This window comes from Streptomyces sp. NBC_01317, from assembly GCF_035961655.1.
Classification (GTDB): Bacteria; Actinomycetota; Actinomycetes; order Streptomycetales; family Streptomycetaceae; genus Streptomyces.
The window spans coordinates 3,672,726-3,691,398 of sequence record NZ_CP108393.1 but is presented as its reverse complement, the minus strand read 5'-3'; the positions used below and the strand labels follow the sequence as shown (position 1 = coordinate 3,691,398).

The following is an 18,673-nucleotide window of genomic DNA, read 5'->3' as shown; positions in this document are numbered from 1 at the left end:
GCCGCTCCTCCACTCCCCCGCGCATGAGCCCCCACCCCACGGACAAGGAACCCCCGATGTCGATCCGCGTCATGCTCGTCGACGACCAGATGCTCCTGCGTACCGGTTTCCGTATGGTGCTGGCCGCGCAGCCCGACATGGAGGTCGTCGCGGAGGCCGGGGACGGCGCCGAGGCGATCGAGAACCTCCGTGCCACCGCCGTGGACGTCGTGCTGATGGACGTCCGCATGCCCCGCCTCGACGGGGTGGAGGCGACGCGCCGGATCTGCGCCGAGCCCGACCCCCCGAAGGTCCTCATCCTGACCACCTTCGACCTGGACGAGTACGCGTTCTCCGGGCTCAAGGCCGGGGCCAGCGGCTTCATGCTCAAGGACGTGCCGCCGAGCGAGCTGCTGAGCGCGATCCGCTCGGTGCACAGCGGCGACGCCGTGGTCGCGCCCTCCACGACACGGCGGCTGCTCGACCGGTTCGCCCCGCTGCTGCCGAGCGCGGACAAGCCGCGCAACAAGCAGATGGAACGGCTGACCGAGCGGGAGCGCGAGGTGATGCTGCTGGTCGCGCAGGGGCTGTCGAACGGCGAGATCGCCGGGCGGCTGGTGCTGTCGGAGGCGACCGTGAAGACCCACGTCGGCCGCATCCTCACCAAGCTCGGTTTGCGCGACCGGGTGCAGGTGGTCGTGCTCGCGTACGAGTCGGGGCTGGTACGGGCGGGCGGCGGCGGAGCCTGACCCCCACCGGGCCGCTGTCGCTGTCCTGGACGCCGCCCCCACGAAGATCCGCCGGACACGCCCTAGGGCGTGTCCGCAAAGTGGGGCCTGGCTCGCGGGGTCTGGCACGCGCGCTCGCGGCGTTGTCGGACCCACCCCGTACATCCAGTACGGGGTGGGTCCTCCGCCTTGCGATCGCACGCACCAGACCCCGCGAGCCCCGCCCTCCGGGCGGACGACCCCACTTTGCGGACACGCCCTAGCCGGTCACCCGCCTCACGAACTCCGCCACCGCCGCCTTCACGTCCTGCGCCGTCCACTCCAGGCCCGCCTCCGCCACCGTGACCTCCGTGACCGGGACCCCGGGCGGCCCCGCGCCCGCCTCGCGCCAGAGGCGGAACAGCGTCACCTTCGTCTCCTCCGCCTGCCGCAGCCCGGCCTCGTTCAGCACCTCCCGGTCGTACGGCAGCCACACCTGGAACTGGTGCGTGTGCGGCGGCTCCGGATGGACGCGGAACCACGGCACCGCCGATTCCGCGAGTCCTTCGGCGAGCGCCGCCGCGACCACACGCGCGTGCGTCACGTACGACGGCAGGCGCGGCAGCTCCCGCTCCAGGCCGAGCAGTGCCGACAGGGCCGCCGGGTACTGCTGGAACAGCTGGCCCCCGTAGCGGTGGCGCCATACGCGCGCCTCCGCCATCAGGGACGCGGGTCCGGCCAGCACCGCGCCCGACATCCCGCCCAGCGACTTGTAGAAGGACAGATAGACGCTGTCCGCGAGCCCGGCGATCTCCGCCAGGGGCCGTCCGAAGTGGGAGGCGCACTCCCACAGGCGCGCGCCGTCGAAGTGCACCACGGCGTCCCGCTCTCGCGCCGCGCCCACCACCGCGACCAGCTCGTCCCACGAAGGCAGGACAAAACCCGCGTCCCTGAGCGGCAGTTCCAGCATCAGCGTGCCGAAGGGCTCCGCCAGGTCGTGGACCTCCTCGGCGGTCGGCAGCCTCGGCTCCCGGGTCGGGTGGACCGTACGCAGCCCGCTGACGACCGACAGCGCACCGCCTTCGTGGACTTCCGGATGCGCGAGCGGGTGGAGCGCGACCGTACGGTTCCCCGTACGCCCCGCCCAGCCGCGCAGCGCGGCCTGCTGCGCCATCGTGCCTGTCGGGAAGAACGCCGCGGCCGGAAATCCGAGCAGCGCGGCCACCCGCCGCTCCAGTTCCGCGACCACCCCGTCCCCGTAGATGTCGGGGCCCTCGTCCAGGTCGTACACCGAGCCGCCGGCCGCGACGAGGGCGGCCAGCGTCTCGCCCATGGGCCGGCTCGTGAAGTCGTTGCTCAGTTTCCGCTCCGCGCCGCGCCAGGCGGCCCGCCGACGGTCCCGCTCGTCGTCGGGGGAACGGTCCCCGCCGCCGGGGAGGCCGTCCCCCACCTCTCCGGGAGAGGTGTCCCGTACGTCCTCGGCCTGTTCGCTCGTGTCACCCATGCACCGATCATCGCCCAGCCGCCGTCCGGCGCGCACAGCCCTGTGGACAACTCGGTCCTGGGGCTGTGGACAACCGGGGAGGCGGGCCGGACGCTGGCGTAGCATGGCCAGAAATCGTCCGGTACCCGCCGCGGACTGGAACGGAAGGCTCCGACGCGTGAACCCAGCAGCACAGGAACCGCTCGACCCACGGGACCGTCCCGCCCGCCTCACGGTCGGCGTGGTCGGGGCCGGCCGGGTGGGCCCGGCCCTCGCCGCCGCCCTGAGCCTCGCGGGGCACCGTCCCGTCGCCGTCTCCGGCGTCTCGGACGCGTCCGTGCGGCGCGCCGCCACCCTGCTCCCCGACGTCCCCGTGGTCACCCCCGCCGAAGTCCTCGCGCGCGCGGAGCTGGTCCTTCTGACGGTCCCGGACGACGCGCTGCCCGCGCTCGTCCAGGGGCTCGCCGAGACCGGGGCCGTACGGCCCGGTCAGCTGCTCGTCCACACCTCGGGGCGGTACGGCACCAAGGTGCTCGACCCGGCCCTGCGCGCGGGCGCCCTCCCGCTGGCCCTGCACCCGGCCATGACGTTCACCGGCACGTCCGTGGACGTGCAGCGGCTGGCGGGCTGCTCGTTCGGCGTGACGGCGCCCGAGGAGCTGCGGCTGGCGGCGGAAGCGCTGGTCATCGAGATGGGCGGCGAGGCCGAGTGGATCGCGGAGGAATCGCGTCCGCTCTACCACGCGGCGCTGGCGCTGGGCGCGAACCACCTGGTCACGCTGGTCGCCCAGTCCATGGAGCTGCTGCACAAGGCCGGGGTCGAGTCCCCGGACCGGATGCTGGGCCCGCTCCTCGGCGCGGCCCTCGACAACGCGCTGCGCTCCGGCGACGCGGCCCTGACCGGCCCGGTCGCGCGCGGGGACGCGGGCACGGTCGCCGCGCACGTGGAGGTGTTGCGCGAGCACGCGCCGGCCGCTGTCGCCGGCTACCTGGCGATGGCCCGTACGACCGCGGACCGCGCGCTCGCCCACGGCATGCTCAAGCCGGAGCTGGCGGAAGACCTCCTGGACGTCCTCGCGGACGGCGACAGCCTCGGGGACACCCGCGGAGGCGCCGGCGGGGGCGCCCGATGAGCCTCGCCCCGGTCCTCTCCCGCGCGGACCTGGACCGCCTGCTGGACACCTGGCACGCCGAGCACCCCGGCCGGCGGGACGGAGTCGCGGTGGTCATGACCATGGGCGCCCTCCACGAAGGGCACGCCACGCTGATACGGGCGGCCCGCGCGCACGTCGGCCCCACCGGGTTCGTCGTGGTCACCGTCTTCGTCAACCCGCTCCAGTTCGGCGCGGGCGAGGACCTCGACCGCTACCCCCGCACCCTCGACGCCGACCTCAAGACCGCCGAGCACGCGGGCGCCGACGCCGTCTTCGCCCCGTCCGTGGACGAGGTGTACCCGGGCGGCGCGCCCCAAGTCAGGATCACGGCGGGCCCCATGGGCGAACTGCTCGAAGGGGCCTCGCGCCCCGGCCACTTCGACGGCATGCTCACGGTCGTCGCCAAGCTGCTCCACCTCACCCGCCCCGACATCGCGTTCTTCGGACAGAAGGACGCCCAGCAGCTCGCCCTGATCCGCCGCATGGCGCGCGACCTGAACTTCCCCGTCGAGATCATCGGCGTACCGACGGTCCGTGAGGACGACGGCCTGGCCCTGTCGAGCCGTAACCGCTTCCTGTCCGTGGCGGAACGCCGTACCGCCCTCGCGCTCTCCCGCGCCCTGTTCGCGGCCCGCGACCGCCTCGGCGCCCAGCACGCGCTGCGCGCCCGCGCGGAGTGGGCGCCCGCGCCGGACGCGCGTGCCGCCGGACTCTCCGCCCTCGGCGAGCCCCGGCTCGCGGCCGACGCACACGCGGTGGCGCGCGGCGGGGCACCGGCCCGCCCCTGCGGGGCGGACGCCGTAAGGGCGGCGGCCCGCGCGGTCCTCATGCCCGCCGCCAGGGCCGTGCCGCCCCTGACGCTGGACTATCTCGCCCTGGTCGACCCCGCCGACTTCACGGAAGTCCCCGACGACCACACCGGCGAGGCGATCCTGGCCGTCGCGGCACGGGTCGGCGGCACCCGGCTCATCGACAACATCCCCCTGACCTTCGGAGCTTCCCAGTGACCGCAGAGTCCTCCCGGGGGACGCTCCCCGGATCGTCAGGATCCGCGCCTTCCCAGGAGATACCCGCCGCTGCCGGAGCGCCCGGAGCCGCCGCCTTCCACGGAAGCGCCGTCGCGACCGGGATACGGCTGGCCGCCCCCGCCCCCGGCTGGGCCCTGGACGCCGACGTCGTGGTGGTCGGCTCGGGCGTCGCCGGGCTCACCACGGCCCTGCGCTGCACCGCCGCCGGACTGCGTACGGTCGTCGTCACCAAGGCCCGCCTGGACGACGGCTCCACCCGCTGGGCCCAGGGCGGCGTCGCCGCGGCGCTCGGCGAGGGCGACAGCCCCGAGCAGCACCTGGACGACACGCTGGTCGCGGGCGCGGGCCTGTGCGACGAGGAGGCCGTCCGTACGCTCGTCACCGAGGGCCCGGACGCCGTACGCCGGCTGATCGGCACCGGCGCCCACTTCGACACCGGCGCGGGCGGTGAACTCCAGCTCACCCGCGAGGGCGGCCACCACCGGCGCCGTATCGTCCACGCGGGCGGCGACGCGACCGGCCTGGAGATCTCCCGGGCGCTCGTCGAGGCGGTCCGTGACGCCGCGCTCACGACCGTCGAGAACGCGCTCGTCCTCGACCTGCTGACCGACGAGCACGGCCGTACGTCCGGGGTCACCCTCCACGTGATGGGCGAGGGCCAGCACGACGGCGTCGGCGCGGTCCACGCGCCCGCGGTCGTCCTCGCCACCGGCGGCATGGGCCAGGTCTTCGCGGCGACGACCAACCCCGCCGTCTCCACCGGCGACGGCGTGGCACTGGCGCTGCGGGCGGGCGCCGAGGTCTCGGACCTGGAGTTCGTGCAGTTCCACCCCACGGTGCTCTTCCTGGGCGCGGGCTCGGAGGGCCAACAGCCGCTGGTGTCCGAGGCGGTACGGGGCGAGGGCGCCCACCTCGTGGACGCCGACGGGGTCCGCTTCATGCGCGACCAGCACGAACTGGCCGAGCTGGCACCCCGTGACATCGTCGCCAAGGCGATCATGCGGCGCATGCTGGAAAAGGGCGCCGAGCACATGTACCTGGACGCCAGGCACTTCGGCGCGGAGATGTGGGAGACCCGCTTCCCCACGATCCTGGCGGCGTGCCGCTCCCACGGCATCGACCCGGTGACGGAACCGATCCCGGTGGCCCCGGCGGCCCACCACGCCTCGGGCGGCGTCCGGACGGACCTGCGCGGGCGGACGACGGTCCCGGGGCTGTACGCGTGCGGTGAGGTGGCGTGCACGGGCGTCCACGGCGCGAACCGGCTGGCGTCGAACTCGCTCCTGGAGGGGCTGGTGTTCGCGGAGAGGATCGCGGCGGACGTGGCGGAGCGCCGCTCCCCTGGAGCGAGTGCCGTCTCTTCTACTGAAGACACTATCCCCGACGCCCCCGTCCGCCCCTCCGACCTCTCCCCGCCCGCCTCCCGCCAGCTCCCCCTCATCACCCCCGAGGCCCGCATCCGGATCCAGCGGATCATGTCCGAGGGCGCCGGAGTCCTCCGCTCGGCCCACGGCCTCGGCACCGCCGCCCAGGCCCTCGAAGCCGTCCACCTGGACGCCCTGCGCGCCGACGACCAGCCGGGGGAGGGCGAGGCCAAGGCCGCCGTCCCCGGGGTGGACTCCTGGGAGACGTCGAACCTCCTCTGTGTCGCCCGCGTCCTCGTCGCAGCCGCTCTGGAGCGCGAGGAGACCCGTGGCTGCCACTGGCGCGAGGACCGGCCCGAGCGCGACGACGCGGAGTGGCGCCGGCATCTTGTCGTCCGTTTGGCACCGGACCGTAGTTTGACGGTCCGGCGTACCGGAACGGCTGCGTTCCCGCCCGTCGACCCCGTATACGTACATGCAGAACCCGACGTCCCCAGGGAGCCGTAACCGTGAGCACGCCCGAAGACAGTCCGCGCCCCGAGCCCGTGGACGTACCGCTGATCCAGATCGGCGCCCCGGCCGGGGCGTCCGCCGGGGGTGGCTGCGGCGACGGCTGCGGTTGCTCCGGCGGCGCGGACGGCTTCGGCCCCGACGACCTGGAGTGCGGGCTCGACCCCGTGCTCGCCCAGCTCCTCGCCGAGTCCGGCCTCGACCCCGTCCAGGTCGAGGACATCGCGCACGTCGCCGTGGAGGAGGACCTCGACCACGGGGTGGACGTGACGACCGTCGCGACCGTCCCCGAGGACGCCGTCGCCACCGGTGACTTCACGGCCCGTGAGAGCGGCACGGTCGCCGGCGTGCACGTCGCCGAGGCCGTGCTGTCCGTCGTGGCCACCGACGAGTTCGCGGTGGAACGGCACGTCGCGGACGGCGACCGCGTGGAGGCCGGGCAGAAGCTGCTCAGCGTCACCGCCCGCACCCGCGACCTGCTCACCGCCGAGCGCAGCGCGCTCAACCTCCTGTGCCGGCTGTCCGGCATCGCGACGGCCACGCGCGCGTGGGCGGACGTCCTGGACGGGACGTCGGCGAAGGTACGGGACACCCGCAAGACCACGCCGGGGCTGCGGGCCCTGGAGAAGTACGCGGTGCGGTGCGGCGGCGGCGTCAACCACCGGATGTCGCTGTCGGACGCGGCGCTGGTGAAGGACAACCACGTGGTCGCGGCGGGGGGTGTCGCGGAGGCCTTCAAGGCGGTACGGGACCGGTTCCCCGGCCTGGCCGTCGAGGTGGAGGTCGACACCCTCCACCAGGTCCGTGAGGTGCTGGACGCGGGCGCCGACCTGATCCTGCTGGACAACTTCACCCCGGCCGAGACGGCGGAGGCGGTGGGCATCGTCGCGGGACGGGCGATCCTGGAGTCCTCCGGGCGGCTCACACTCGACACCGCGCGTGCGTACGCGGAGACGGGGGTCGACTTCCTCGCGGTGGGGGCGCTCACGCACTCCTCCCCGATCCTGGACATCGGCCTGGACCTGCGCGAGGCCGAGCCCTTCGACGCGGAGGCCCTCGCCGACTTCGTGTCGGACGCCGAGGCGCACGACGGACCCGACGGGGCGGGCGCCTGATGCTGCTCACCATCGACGTAGGCAACACCCATACGGTCCTCGGCCTGTTCGACGGTGAGGACATCGTGGAGCACTGGCGCGTGTCCACGGACGCCCGCCGTACCGCCGACGAACTCGCCGTCCTCCTCCAGGGCTTGATGGGGATGCACCCGCTGCTCGGCGACGAACTGGGCGAAGGGGTCGAGGGGATCGCGATCTGTTCGACGGTCCCGTCCGTCCTGCACGAACTGCGCGAGGTGACCCGCCGCTACTACGGGGACGTTCCCTCGGTCCTGGTCGAGCCGGGCATCAAGACGGGGGTGCCGATCCTCATGGACAACCCCAAGGAGGTCGGCGCGGACCGCATCATCAACGCGGTCGCGGCGGTCGACCTCTACGGAGGTCCGGCGATCGTGGTCGACTTCGGTACGGCGACGACGTTCGACGCCGTCAGCGCGCGCGGGGAGTACGCGGGCGGGGTCATCGCCCCCGGCATCGAGATCTCTGTCGAGGCGCTCGGGGTGAAGGGCGCGCAGCTCCGCAAGATCGAGCTGGCCCGGCCCCGGAGCGTGATCGGCAAGAACACGGTGGAGGCCATGCAGTCCGGCATCGTGTACGGCTTCGCGGGCCAGGTCGACGGGGTGGTGACCCGGATGAAACGGGAGCTGGCCGACGACCCCGACGAGGTGACGGTGATCGCCACGGGCGGGCTGGCGCCGATGGTGCTGGGCGAGGCGTCGGTGATCGACGAGCACGAACCGTGGCTGACGCTGATCGGGCTACGACTGGTGTACGAACGCAACGTCTCGCGCATGTGACGCCGTCCGCCGGTCCGCCACCTCGGGGGGCCGCGCGGGTCCGTGTGGACCCGGGCACGGCCCCCGGGCCGCGCCCGGGAAGGACCGTTAAGCGGATTTTGTCCCCCCAGCGCGTAGGGTCGCCGCATGCCCACGCCATACGGATCCCGTGGCGGCATGGCGTTCGGCGCTGACGAGCTGCGTGTGCTCCGACGCGCCCTCGCCGTCGCCCTTCGTCCCGCCCCGCTTCCCGACGAGGACGTCCGGGCCTGCCTGCGGCTCGCCGAGTCCGTGGACGAGGCGGAGGGGGAGGCCGACCGCATGCGGGCGTTCCTGCTCGCGGACCTCGCCCGGTACCGCGCCGCCCTGCCCGGCTCCGTCGGGGGCTATCTGGAGCTGCTCCAGGACGCCCTCGCCGGCGATTACCTGCCGGGGCCCGACGACCTCGCCGCGCTGCGCGCCCTGCGCGGCAACACCCTCGCCGCCGCCCTGCTGGACCGCTGCCAGGACCTCCCCGCCCGCCGTACGCGGCTCTTCTCGCTCCCCGGCGGCCGCGCCGCCGACGAACCGAAGCAGCCCAGGCAGCCGCAGCCCGCCCAGCCGAACCAGCCCAAGCCGTCGCGCGACCCCCGCGAGCCGCGCAAGCCCGGCGAGCCCGCCCGCCCCATGCCCAAGCCGTCCGAGGTCTTCCCGCCGCGCCGCCGCCCGAAGCCCCCGCCCGAGGAACGGGCGGCCGGGTAGCTAGTCTGGTCGGCATGGACTACGTATCCGCGCTTGTGCCCCCTGTGGTGATGGCTGGTTTCTTCATCGCGCTGGTCCGGACGATCGTCAAGAGCCAGGGCGGTGCGAACAAGGCCAAGGAGGACGCGGCCGTCGACGCCGCGCTCTCCCGCGCCGAGGCCGCCCAGCAGGGCCGTACCCCGGACACCCACAGCGCCTGACGTGTCCCCGGCCGGGCGGCGCGCCGTCCCGGCCCCGTCGCCGGTGACCTGGACGTACGACTGATTCCCAGTCGTACGTCCTTTTTGTTACGTCAATAACCGGCCATTCCGACATCTCCTACTATGGTGGCGCTGTGCCCCGCCAATTGGGAGACCTTGAGGACGCCGTCATGACACGCGTCTGGCAATGGAACCGCCCGGTCACCGTCCGGGAAGTGCTCGAAGACCTTCAGCGGGAACGGTCCATCGCCTACACCACCGTCATGACCGTAATGGACAATCTCCATCAGAAGGGCTGGGTACGGAGGGAAGTCGACGGCCGCGCCTATCGATATACGGCGGTCTCCACCCGCGCCGCCTACGCCGCCGCCTTGATGAACGAAGCATGGTCGAAGAGTGACAACCCGGCCGCCGCCCTTGTCGCGTTCTTCGGCATGATGTCGCCCGAGCAGCGCCGATCTCTCGAAGACGCCGTCCGTATGGCCCGCGCCGACCGCCCGGAAGGCGACGACGCGGAAGGCGGCCCCGGGGAAGGGGAAGCCCCACCGGAAGCCGCTCCGGGGGAAGGCCGGCCCGGGGAACGGCAGGCCGAGGGCGCCGACGGGACGGCGGAGGCGGGGCGATAGCGTCCGGGCATGTCCTCAGCCGTTCCGCTTCCCAATGCGTCCGCGAATGCCCTCACGGTCCGGCGGGCCAGGACCGTGGATGTGCCGGCGGTCCGCCGACTCGTGGACCCTTACGTACGCCAAGGCATCCTCCTCGACAAAGCGCCGGTGACGCTTTACGAGGACATCCAGGAGTTCTGGGTCGCGGAACGCGACGAGGACGCGCGTGTCATCGGCTGCGGCGCCTTGCACGTCATGTGGGAAGACCTCGCCGAAGTGCGCACCCTGGCCGTGGATCCTGCGGTCAGAGGCCTGGGAGCGGGCCATCTGTTGCTGGACAAGCTCCTGGAGACGGCCCGGTGGCTGGGAGTGCGGCGCGTATTCTGCCTCACCTTCGAAGTCGAGTTCTTCGCGAAGCGCGGCTTCGCGGAGATCGGTGGGACACCGGTCGACCGAGATGTGTACAGGGAGCTGCTGCGTTCCTATGACGAGGGTGTTGCGGAGTTCCTCGGTCTCGAACGGGTGAAGCCGAACACCTTGGGCAACAGCCGGATGCTTCTGCACCTGTGACCGTCCGATGTGCCGGAGCCCTATGTCCGAATCGCGCACGTTTCCCGTCTTCTCGTGCCACTGAACCTCTGCCGAGGGTTTGTGTTTTCCTGAGAAAAGCGGTTTCCTTTCCGCGTACTGCATTTTTCGATGAAAGGAAATCCGGTGGCACAGAAGGTTCAGGTCCTTCTTGTCGATGACCTCGACGGTGGCGAGGCAGACGAGACAGTGACGTTCGCTCTCGACGGCAAGACCTACGAGATCGACCTCACTACCGCCAATGCGGACAAGCTGCGGGGTCTCCTCGATCCGTACACCAAGGGCGGCCGGCGCACCGGCGGCCGTGCCGCGGGCAGCCGTGGCAAGGGCCGTGTCGCGGCGGGCGGTAACAAGGACACCGCGGAAATCCGCAAGTGGGCCAAGGAGAACGGCTACAGCGTCAACGATCGCGGCCGCGTTCCCGCCGAGATCCGCGAGGCTTACGAGAACGCCAACGGCTGAGCATTCGTACGGAGCGTAATTCTGTGCAGCAGCCGGGCCCGGTGGCACTCGGTGGCCGCCGCGTCCACGAGGCGTACGAGATCGGGGGCATCCCCACTGCCCCCGTTGCCCGTGGCCCGTCCGAACGGGACGAGCGCCGGCAGTGTCGCCTCCACCTCGCGTCCGGGCTCGGGGGGCCGCAGCCATACGGCGGCCCCCTGCGCGACGCCCTCCGCCGGCCACCACGGCGGTACGGGCGCCGGCGTCCGGCCTCCCGCGCCGAGCGCGGTCAGGCCGAGCGTTACGGAGCCGATCGCGCCCCATTCCAGCCAGTCGAGCAGCCCCGGCAGCTCGTCCGCGCTCCCCGCGGCCACCAGCAGCCGCATCCGCCCGTCGCCGAGCGCCACAGGCCCGGTCGGGCCGATCCGCCGCAGCAGGGCCGTACCAGCCCCCGCGGGCAGCTCCAGCACGTCGAAGCGCACGCCCGTCAGCAGAGCGAGCGGGGGTCCCCCGTCCGTGGGCCAGCCGAGTCCGCCGGGCCCGTCGCCGTACCACCGCGCCCATGCCGAAGCCCGGGGGACGCGACCGCCCTGGAGCGGTGCGCGGCGGGGGAGCGGGACCGTGGCCGTCATGCCCGGGGAACTCCCGGGAGCGACCCGGAGTTACGGAAAGTGTGCGGCGACTCGCGCCGGGTGCCCGACTTGCGGGCGTACGGGCGCATTGCGCGGCGCAAGGTTGTTCGCCCGTAGCGGAGGGAATCGGCGTGCGCCGCATGGACTGTCAGTCTTTGCGGGTAAGACATTCCTAGTGGGGAGGGGCGACACGCGGTTTCGGGCGTCTCACGTTCGCCATCGGCGTACTGCCGATGAGGGTATCTGCCTGGCCTGCGGGAACATCGTCTCGCACCATCAGGTTGGAGCTGTTGACGGCGTCCGGGGCTCACGGCCGAGGACGCGGGACCCGGCAGTTGGAATGAGCGGTCCCCGCTTGCGGGACTAAGCTGCGGAAGGACAGGGAGGGGACCGACCCCTTTACTGCCTGACCGCTCTGAGGAGCGATTAACGATGTTCGAGAGGTTCACCGACCGCGCGCGGCGGGTTGTCGTCCTGGCTCAGGAAGAAGCCCGGATGCTCAACCACAACTACATCGGCACCGAGCACATCCTCCTGGGCCTTATCCACGAGGGTGAGGGTGTCGCCGCTAAGGCCCTGGAGAGCCTCGGGATTTCGCTCGAGGCGGTCCGCCAGCAGGTGGAGGAGATCATCGGGCAGGGGCAGCAGGCCCCGTCCGGCCACATCCCCTTCACTCCCCGTGCCAAGAAGGTCCTGGAGCTGTCGCTCCGCGAGGCCCTTCAGCTGGGCCACAACTACATCGGCACGGAGCACATCCTGCTCGGCCTGATCCGCGAGGGCGAGGGCGTCGCCGCCCAGGTCCTCGTGAAGCTGGGCGCCGACCTCAACCGGGTGCGGCAGCAGGTCATCCAGCTGCTCTCCGGATACCAGGGCAAGGAGGCCGCCACCGCCGGCGGTCCTGCCGAGGGCACGCCCTCCACGTCCCTGGTCCTCGACCAGTTCGGCCGGAACCTCACCCAGGCCGCTCGTGAGTCCAAGCTCGACCCGGTCATCGGGCGCGAGAAGGAGATCGAGCGGGTCATGCAGGTGCTGTCCCGCCGTACGAAGAACAACCCTGTGCTCATCGGCGAGCCCGGCGTCGGCAAGACGGCGGTCGTCGAGGGACTGGCGCAGGCCATCGTCAAGGGCGAGGTGCCCGAGACCCTCAAGGACAAGCACCTCTACACCCTCGACCTGGGCGCGCTCGTCGCCGGTTCCCGCTACCGCGGTGACTTCGAGGAGCGGCTCAAGAAGGTCCTCAAGGAGATCCGCACCCGCGGCGACATCATCCTGTTCATCGACGAGCTCCACACCCTGGTGGGTGCGGGCGCCGCCGAGGGCGCGATCGACGCGGCTTCGATCCTGAAGCCGATGCTGGCCCGTGGTGAGCTCCAGACCATCGGTGCGACCACGCTGGACGAGTACCGCAAGCACCTGGAGAAGGACGCGGCCCTGGAGCGCCGTTTCCAGCCCATCCAGGTCGCGGAGCCGTCGCTGCCGCACACGATCGAGATCCTCAAGGGGCTGCGCGACCGTTACGAGGCGCACCACCGCGTGTCCATCACGGACTCCGCGCTGGTCGCCGCCGCGACGCTCGCCGACCGTTACATCTCGGACCGCTTCCTGCCGGACAAGGCGATCGACCTGATCGACGAGGCCGGTTCCCGGATGCGCATCCGCCGGATGACGGCCCCGCCGGACCTCCGCGAGTTCGACGAGAAGATCGCGGGCGTCCGCCGCGACAAGGAGTCGGCGATCGACTCCCAGGACTTCGAGAAGGCGGCGTCTCTCCGCGACAAGGAGAAGCAGCTGCTGGCGGCGAAGACCAAGCGGGAGAAGGAGTGGAAGGCCGGCGACATGGACGTCGTCGCCGAGGTGGACGAGGAGCTGATCGCCGAGGTCCTGGCGACGGCCACCGGCATCCCGGTCTTCAAGCTCACCGAAGAGGAGTCCTCGCGGCTGCTGCGCATGGAGGACGAGCTCCACAAGCGCGTCATCGGCCAGAAGGACGCCATCAAGGCGCTCTCGCAGGCGATCCGCCGTACGCGAGCGGGTCTGAAGGACCCGAAGCGCCCCGGTGGCTCGTTCATCTTCGCCGGTCCGTCCGGTGTCGGTAAGACCGAGCTGTCCAAGACGCTCGCCGAATTCCTCTTCGGCGACGAGGACGCGCTGATCGCGCTCGACATGTCGGAGTTCAGCGAGAAGCACACGGTCTCGCGTCTCTTCGGTTCGCCCCCCGGTTACGTGGGTTACGAAGAGGGCGGCCAGCTCACCGAGAAGGTGCGCAGGAAGCCGTTCTCCGTCGTCCTCTTCGACGAGGTCGAGAAGGCCCACCCCGATATCTTCAATTCCCTTCTCCAGATCCTGGAGGACGGTCGCCTGACCGACTCCCAGGGCCGGGTCGTGGACTTCAAGAACACGGTCATCATCATGACGACCAACCTCGGGACCCGGGACATCTCCAAGGGGTTCAACCTGGGCTTCGCGGCGCAGGGTGACACCAAGAGCACGTACGACCGGATGAAGACGAAGGTCAACGAAGAGCTCAAGCAGCACTTCCGGCCCGAGTTCCTCAACCGTGTCGACGACACGGTGGTCTTCCACCAGCTCACCGAGGAAGACATCATCCAGATCGTCGACCTCATGGTCGACAAGGTGGACGAGCGGCTCAAGGACCGGGACATGGGCCTGGAGCTCAGCCCGGCCGCCAAGTCGCTCCTCGCCAAGAAGGGCTACGACCCCGTGCTGGGCGCCCGGCCGCTGCGCCGGACCATCCAGCGTGAGATCGAGGACATGCTGTCGGAGAAGATCCTCTTCGGCGAGCTGCGCTCGGGTCACATCGTGGTCGTGGACACCGAGGGCGAGGGTGAGGCGAAGAAGTTCACCTTCCGCGGCGAGGAGAAGTCGGCGCTGCCGGACGCCCCGCCGATCGAGCAGGCGGCGGGTGGCGGCCCGAACCTGACGAAGGACGTGTAGTCCTCGCGAAGGCGCGTACGCACGAAGGGGCTGCCCCGGACCGTTTCCCACGGTGCGGGGCAGCCCCTTTTGCTGTGCCCCCGTGCCCCCTTTTTTGTTTTTGCTGTGCCCCCTTTTGCTGGGCTCGCGGGGACAGGCCCTTGGTCCTGAAACGGACAGGGCTTCGGTCCGGGGGTGGTGACAAGCCGCACAGGGCGTTTCGGGGCTACTAGGGGGCGTAGTGCCGGGTGCGGGGCGGGGTGGGCCCAGGGGGCCGGGGCCGGGCGGGGCGGGGTCCGCGTCAAGGGGCTTTATGCCGTTCCGACTCCTACGACGGCATGTCGTAGATGGGGTGTTTGGGCGGAGATGGGGGTCTGGGTTACCAAGGTGGGGACCGCCCGGCATCCGTGTCGGGTCCCTTCATGCCCGGAGGTTTTCCCCGCATGTTCCAGCGCGACCAGTTCCGTCTCTCCCGCCTCCCGTCCACCCTGCGTACCCGTACCGGCCTGGTGGCCGCCGGCCTCGGGGTGTCCATGGCGTGCGGGGCGGGGGCCGCGGTCGCCGCGACCGGTGGCGACGGCGCCGATGGCGGAGTGAGCCGTACCGCGACCGCCGCGACCGCCTCCGTGGCGTCCGGCGCGGTGGCCGAGCAGGCCGCCGCCCAGGCCAAGGCCGCGGCGCATGCCAAGCAGGCCCAGGCCGATCGTGCGAAGGCGGAGGCGAAGAGGGCCGAGTCCGGGGCGAAGAAGAAGGCCGCGAAGGTGAAGGCGGACCAGGCCAGGGCCAAGGCGAAGGCCGACAGGATCAAGAAGGCGCACGGCTGGACGGACCCGGTCGACCGCTACCAGCTGAGCGCGACGTTCGGCCGGGGCGGCACCATGTGGTCCCACAAGCACTCCGGCCAGGACTTCGCCGTACCGACCGGCACCTCGGTCAAGGCCGCCCACAGCGGCACGGTGGTCAAGGCGGGACCGAACGGCGCCGGTGACGGGTCCGCGTACGGCAACGCGATCGTGATCCGGCACAGCGATGGGAAGTACTCGCAGTACGCGCACCTGTCCAAGATCAAGGTGTGGGTCGGCCAGCACGTGAAGGCCGACCAGCGGATCGCGTACTCGGGCAACACCGGCAACTCCAGCGGCCCCCACCTGCACTTCGAGATCCGTACGACCCCGAACTACGGCTCGGCGATCAACCCGCTCACCTTCCTGCGCCACGCGGGTGTCACGGTCTGAGCCGGTCCCGCCGTCGGCAGGGCCGTCTCAGAGTCCGACGTGGTGCGCCTGGGTGATCAGGTCGGTGGAGACCTCCAGGATGGCCAGGCGCTTCTCCTCGGGGTCCGCCTCGATGTCCTTGAGGGCGAACAACCCCGCGTGCATGGTGAAGATCGCGCTGGTGCACCGTACCCGGTTGACCATGGTCGCGTCCGGGTCCAGCAGCAGCTCCATCAGGGCCATCATGCGGTCCTTGAAGGTCTCGCCGACGCTCAGGTCCCGGATCGTCGCCTGGTTCTCCTGCATGAAGCGGAAGAGCGGGGAGGCGCCGCGCAGAGCGGCGCTGTAGCGGCGCAGGATCTCCCGCTTCGTCTCCAGCGTGGCGGGCTGGGGCTGGGCCCTGCCCCACTCGATCAGCGTGTCGATCGGCTGCGTCACGTCCTGGAAGACGCTGATCAGGATGTCTTCCTTGGTCTTGAAGTGGTAGTAGAGCGCGGCCTTGGTGACGTCCAGGTGCTCGGCGATCTCCCGCAGCGAGGTCTTCTCGTATCCCTGTTCGGCGAAGAGCTCCAGGGCGACTTCCTGGATGCGCTGACGGGTGTTGCCCCGCCGGGGGTGCTGAGTGCTGCCCACGGTGCTCTCCTTGGGAAAAAACTTACTTGACGCCCGGCAAGTTAGCCGTCTACCTTCTGAGTGTAATGCTAGCTTGCCGGGCGGCAAGTAAGTCAGGGGAGTAGGGGACGATGAGTCAGACGAGCCGTCAGACGGGGAAGGCCGAAGAGGCCGCGGCACCCGGGAACCCGTCAGCCGGGACGTTGACGCCCGGCAAGCCGGAGCCGCAGCCGCGCAGCGTACGGATCGTGCTGCTCGCGCTCATGATCGCGATGCTGCTGGCGATGCTGGACAACATGATCGTCGGTACGGCCATGCCGACGATCGTCGGTGAGCTGGGCGGTCTTGAGCACCTGTCGTGGGTGGTCACCGCGTACACGCTCGCCACCGCCGCCTCGACCCCGATCTGGGGCAAGCTCGGCGATCTGTACGGCCGCAAGGGCGTCTTCCTCGCCTCCATCGTGATCTTCCTGATCGGTTCCGCGCTGAGCGGGATGGCCCAGGACATGAGCCAGCTGATCGGCTTCCGCGCGATACAGGGCCTGGGCGCGGGCGGTCTGATGGTCGGCGTCATGGCGATCATCGGTGACCTGATCCCGCCCCGCGAGCGCGGCAAGTACCAGGGCATGATGGCCGGCGTGATGGCCCTCGCCATGATCGGCGGACCGCTGGTCGGCGGCGCCATCACCGACCACCTCGGCTGGCGCTGGAGCTTCTACATCAACCTGCCGCTGGGCGCGGTGGCGCTGGCGATGGTCACGGCCGTCCTGCACCTGCCCAAGAAGGACCGCTCGAAGGTCAGGATCGACTTCCTCGGCGCCGGGTTGCTGACGGTCGGCATCACCTCGATCGTGCTGGTCACGACGTGGGGCGGTACGGAGTACGACTGGAGCTCCGCGATCATCATGGAGCTCATCGCGCTCGGTGTGGTCGCGCTCATCGGCTTCGTCGTCGTCCAGAAGAAGACCGCCGAGCCGCTGCTGCCGCTGCACATCTTCCGCAGCCGCAACTTCACCCTCATGTCGGTGATCGGCTTCCTCACCGGCTTCGTGATGTTCGGCGCGGTGCTCTTCCTGCCGCTGTACCAGCAGGCCGTGCAGGGCGCCTCCGCCACCAACTCCGGGCTGCTGCTCCTGCCGATGCTGCTGTCGATGATGGTCGTCTCGCTGATCGCGGGCCGGGTCACCACCAACACCGGCAAGTACCGGATCTTCCCCATCCTGGGCGGCGCCCTGATGACGGTCGGCCTGTTCCTGCTCGCGCAGATGGACACCGAGACCTCGCGGCTGACGTCCGGCCTCTACATGGCGGTGCTCGGCGCGGGCATGGGCTTCCTGATGCAGATCACGATGCTGGTCGCGCAGAACAGCGTCGAGGCCAAGGACATGGGCGTCGCGTCCTCCTCGACGACCCTCTTCCGTACGCTGGGCAGCTCGTTCGGAGTCGCCATCATGGGCGCGCTCTTCAACTCCCGCGTACAGGACGAGATGGCGGCCAGGGGCGGCAGCACCAGCGGCGGCCTCGCGTCCGCGCAACTGGACGCGGCCAGCCTGGCGAAGCTGCCGGACGCGGCGCGCGAGGCGTACCAGCACGCGGTGTCCACCGGCATCCACGGCGCCTTCACGCTGGGCGCGGCGATCGCGGTGATCGGCTTCGTCGCGGCGTTCTTCGTCAAGGAGGTCCCGCTGCGGGGCGCGGGCCCGAAGCCGGCGGACGACCCGTCCCCGGCGGACGGCAGGGTCCCCCAGTCGGCCTGACGCCCGACCGCCTCAGCTGTACGGAACGCCCCCCGACGCGCTCGCCGGGGGGCGTTCGTACGCCCGCCGTACGAACGGATCGAGGGTCATGAGGGTCGCCGCACCCCCCAAGTGATCCTTTATGACGGCGCGCGCCTGGGCGCGGTGATGGCAGAGATACCGCAGTGTCTCGGATTGCTCCGCCGGGGCCAGGGTCTCGAACCATTCGATGCCCTGTGACATCGAGCGCAGTCCTTGGGCGAGTTCGTTGAGTATCACGTCACGTTCGGTCATGGCTGCATTCTGGGCGGAGCTGCATCCGGGACGTTCAGAATGCTGTGGTGGTCGGAGACGAGCAGAGCGGCGCGCAAACGGGTTCATTCCTGATGTGGGTGACGGAGGTGGCTCGGCTGCTGGGGTATGAGGATGTCGCCGTGCGGCCGGAGGACCGGCACGTGCGGCACCTTGCCGGGGCGTTGCGTAAGCCGTTGCTCGAACGGGCCACTCTGCCTGAGGAGTTGTTCGGTCCGTTGATGGCGGCGGCTGTTCACGATCCGGATCCCAGTTTCTGTCGCTGGTTCGTCGAGCCGGCGGTCTACGCGTTCGGGCGCCGCCGGGTGCGGGCGGCGTTGGTCGACTATCTGCGGAACGGCACGGATGCCGAGCGGGCGGGGGCTGTACGGGCCTGGTACTGCGCCTGTGTGTCGGTGTATCCGGAGCGGTCTCCGGCGTACGGACCCGGTGGGGTGCGTGATTCCGCTCTGGACGAGTCGCGAGACATCGCGGCCGCCCGGGATCATTCCGACCCCCACCTTCGTGGATGGGCCGCCACGGCGGGGCGCGGGGTGGGCTGAG

The 18,673-nt window shown here is 70.9% G+C and carries 19 protein-coding genes; 15 read left to right on the top strand and 4 right to left on the bottom strand.

Features of this window, described 5'->3' with window-relative positions:
- Window positions 1-56 precede the first annotated feature (56 nt).
- Window positions 57-728 (top strand): response regulator transcription factor, encoded by a 672-nt coding sequence (locus OG349_RS15675; protein WP_327235191.1) that lies wholly within the window; start codon window positions 57-59, stop codon window positions 726-728.
- Between the two features lie 238 nt (window positions 729-966).
- On the opposite strand, the gene OG349_RS15670 is transcribed toward OG349_RS15675, so the two are convergent.
- Window positions 967-2,190: a threonine aldolase family protein gene (locus tag OG349_RS15670; RefSeq protein WP_327235190.1), complete on the bottom strand. Its 1,224-nt coding sequence runs from the start codon at window positions 2,188-2,190 to the stop codon at window positions 967-969.
- A 103-nt stretch (window positions 2,191-2,293) separates the two neighbouring features.
- Here OG349_RS15670 and OG349_RS15665 point away from each other — a divergent pair, with 103 nt between their 5' ends.
- From OG349_RS15665 to OG349_RS15620, 10 genes are all read left to right on the top strand, one after another.
- Window positions 2,294-3,301, top strand: a complete 1,008-nt coding sequence (locus tag OG349_RS15665) for a Rossmann-like and DUF2520 domain-containing protein (RefSeq protein ID WP_442806258.1) — start codon at window positions 2,294-2,296, stop codon at window positions 3,299-3,301.
- On the top strand, window positions 3,298-4,329 hold the full coding sequence (gene panC / locus OG349_RS15660; RefSeq protein WP_327235188.1) for a pantoate--beta-alanine ligase: 1,032 nt from the start codon (window positions 3,298-3,300) through the stop codon (window positions 4,327-4,329). The genes OG349_RS15665 and panC overlap by 4 nt, the downstream gene beginning before the upstream one ends.
- 128 nt (window positions 4,330-4,457) lie before the next feature.
- Window positions 4,458-6,221 (top strand): L-aspartate oxidase, encoded by a 1,764-nt coding sequence (locus OG349_RS15655; protein WP_327238588.1) that lies wholly within the window; start codon window positions 4,458-4,460, stop codon window positions 6,219-6,221.
- A 2-nt stretch (window positions 6,222-6,223) separates the two neighbouring features.
- The gene (gene nadC, locus OG349_RS15650) at window positions 6,224-7,339 is read left to right on the top strand and encodes a carboxylating nicotinate-nucleotide diphosphorylase (RefSeq protein ID WP_327235187.1); all 1,116 of its coding nucleotides are present in this window, start codon (window positions 6,224-6,226) and stop codon (window positions 7,337-7,339) included.
- Complete coding sequence (locus OG349_RS15645) at window positions 7,339-8,136, top strand: type III pantothenate kinase (protein WP_161308517.1); 798 nt, start codon at window positions 7,339-7,341, stop codon at window positions 8,134-8,136. Before nadC ends, OG349_RS15645 begins: the two co-directional genes overlap by 1 nt.
- A gap of 156 nt (window positions 8,137-8,292) precedes the next feature.
- Window positions 8,293-8,856 carry a hypothetical protein gene (locus OG349_RS15640; protein ID WP_327235186.1) on the top strand — a complete coding sequence of 188 codons (564 nt, stop codon included), beginning with the start codon at window positions 8,293-8,295 and terminating at the stop codon, window positions 8,854-8,856.
- 14 nt (window positions 8,857-8,870) lie between these two features.
- Window positions 8,871-9,056 carry a hypothetical protein gene (locus OG349_RS15635; RefSeq protein ID WP_327235185.1) on the top strand — a complete coding sequence of 62 codons (186 nt, stop codon included), beginning with the start codon at window positions 8,871-8,873 and terminating at the stop codon, window positions 9,054-9,056.
- Window positions 9,057-9,190: 134 nt separating this feature from the next.
- Window positions 9,191-9,682: a BlaI/MecI/CopY family transcriptional regulator gene (locus OG349_RS15630; RefSeq protein ID WP_327235184.1), complete on the top strand. Its 492-nt coding sequence runs from the start codon at window positions 9,191-9,193 to the stop codon at window positions 9,680-9,682.
- 9 nt (window positions 9,683-9,691) lie between these two features.
- Complete coding sequence (locus OG349_RS15625) at window positions 9,692-10,231, top strand: amino-acid N-acetyltransferase (protein ID WP_327235183.1); 540 nt, start codon at window positions 9,692-9,694, stop codon at window positions 10,229-10,231.
- 144 nt (window positions 10,232-10,375) lie between these two features.
- Window positions 10,376-10,711 carry a histone-like nucleoid-structuring protein Lsr2 gene (locus OG349_RS15620; protein ID WP_161308513.1) on the top strand — a complete coding sequence of 112 codons (336 nt, stop codon included), beginning with the start codon at window positions 10,376-10,378 and terminating at the stop codon, window positions 10,709-10,711.
- Here OG349_RS15620 and OG349_RS15615 read toward each other — a convergent pair.
- The gene (locus tag OG349_RS15615; protein ID WP_327235182.1) at window positions 10,690-11,322 is read right to left on the bottom strand and encodes an SCO3374 family protein; all 633 of its coding nucleotides are present in this window, start codon (window positions 11,320-11,322) and stop codon (window positions 10,690-10,692) included. The genes OG349_RS15620 and OG349_RS15615 overlap by 22 nt on opposite strands.
- Window positions 11,323-11,754: 432 nt before the next feature.
- On the opposite strand from OG349_RS15615, the gene OG349_RS15610 reads away from it, so the two are divergent.
- On the top strand, window positions 11,755-14,277 hold the full coding sequence (locus OG349_RS15610; protein ID WP_167029193.1) for an ATP-dependent Clp protease ATP-binding subunit: 2,523 nt from the start codon (window positions 11,755-11,757) through the stop codon (window positions 14,275-14,277).
- 422 nt (window positions 14,278-14,699) lie between these two features.
- Window positions 14,700-15,491 carry a M23 family metallopeptidase gene (locus OG349_RS15605; protein ID WP_327235181.1) on the top strand — a complete coding sequence of 264 codons (792 nt, stop codon included), beginning with the start codon at window positions 14,700-14,702 and terminating at the stop codon, window positions 15,489-15,491.
- 27 nt (window positions 15,492-15,518) lie between these two features.
- On the opposite strand, the gene OG349_RS15600 is transcribed toward OG349_RS15605, so the two are convergent.
- Complete coding sequence (locus OG349_RS15600; protein WP_327235180.1) at window positions 15,519-16,103, bottom strand: TetR/AcrR family transcriptional regulator; 585 nt, start codon at window positions 16,101-16,103, stop codon at window positions 15,519-15,521.
- A gap of 110 nt (window positions 16,104-16,213) precedes the next feature.
- Between OG349_RS15600 and OG349_RS15595 the strand changes: the two genes are divergently transcribed.
- Window positions 16,214-17,839 carry an MDR family MFS transporter gene (locus tag OG349_RS15595; protein ID WP_327235179.1) on the top strand — a complete coding sequence of 542 codons (1,626 nt, stop codon included), beginning with the start codon at window positions 16,214-16,216 and terminating at the stop codon, window positions 17,837-17,839.
- Between the two features lie 12 nt (window positions 17,840-17,851).
- On the opposite strand, the gene OG349_RS15590 is transcribed toward OG349_RS15595, so the two are convergent.
- Window positions 17,852-18,112 carry a DUF5958 family protein gene (locus OG349_RS15590; protein WP_327235178.1) on the bottom strand — a complete coding sequence of 87 codons (261 nt, stop codon included), beginning with the start codon at window positions 18,110-18,112 and terminating at the stop codon, window positions 17,852-17,854.
- A 161-nt stretch (window positions 18,113-18,273) separates the two neighbouring features.
- On the opposite strand from OG349_RS15590, the gene OG349_RS15585 reads away from it, so the two are divergent.
- Window positions 18,274-18,672, top strand: coding sequence for a hypothetical protein (locus OG349_RS15585; protein WP_327235177.1), 399 nt, complete (start codon window positions 18,274-18,276; stop codon window positions 18,670-18,672).
- Window position 18,673: the final 1 nt, after the last annotated feature.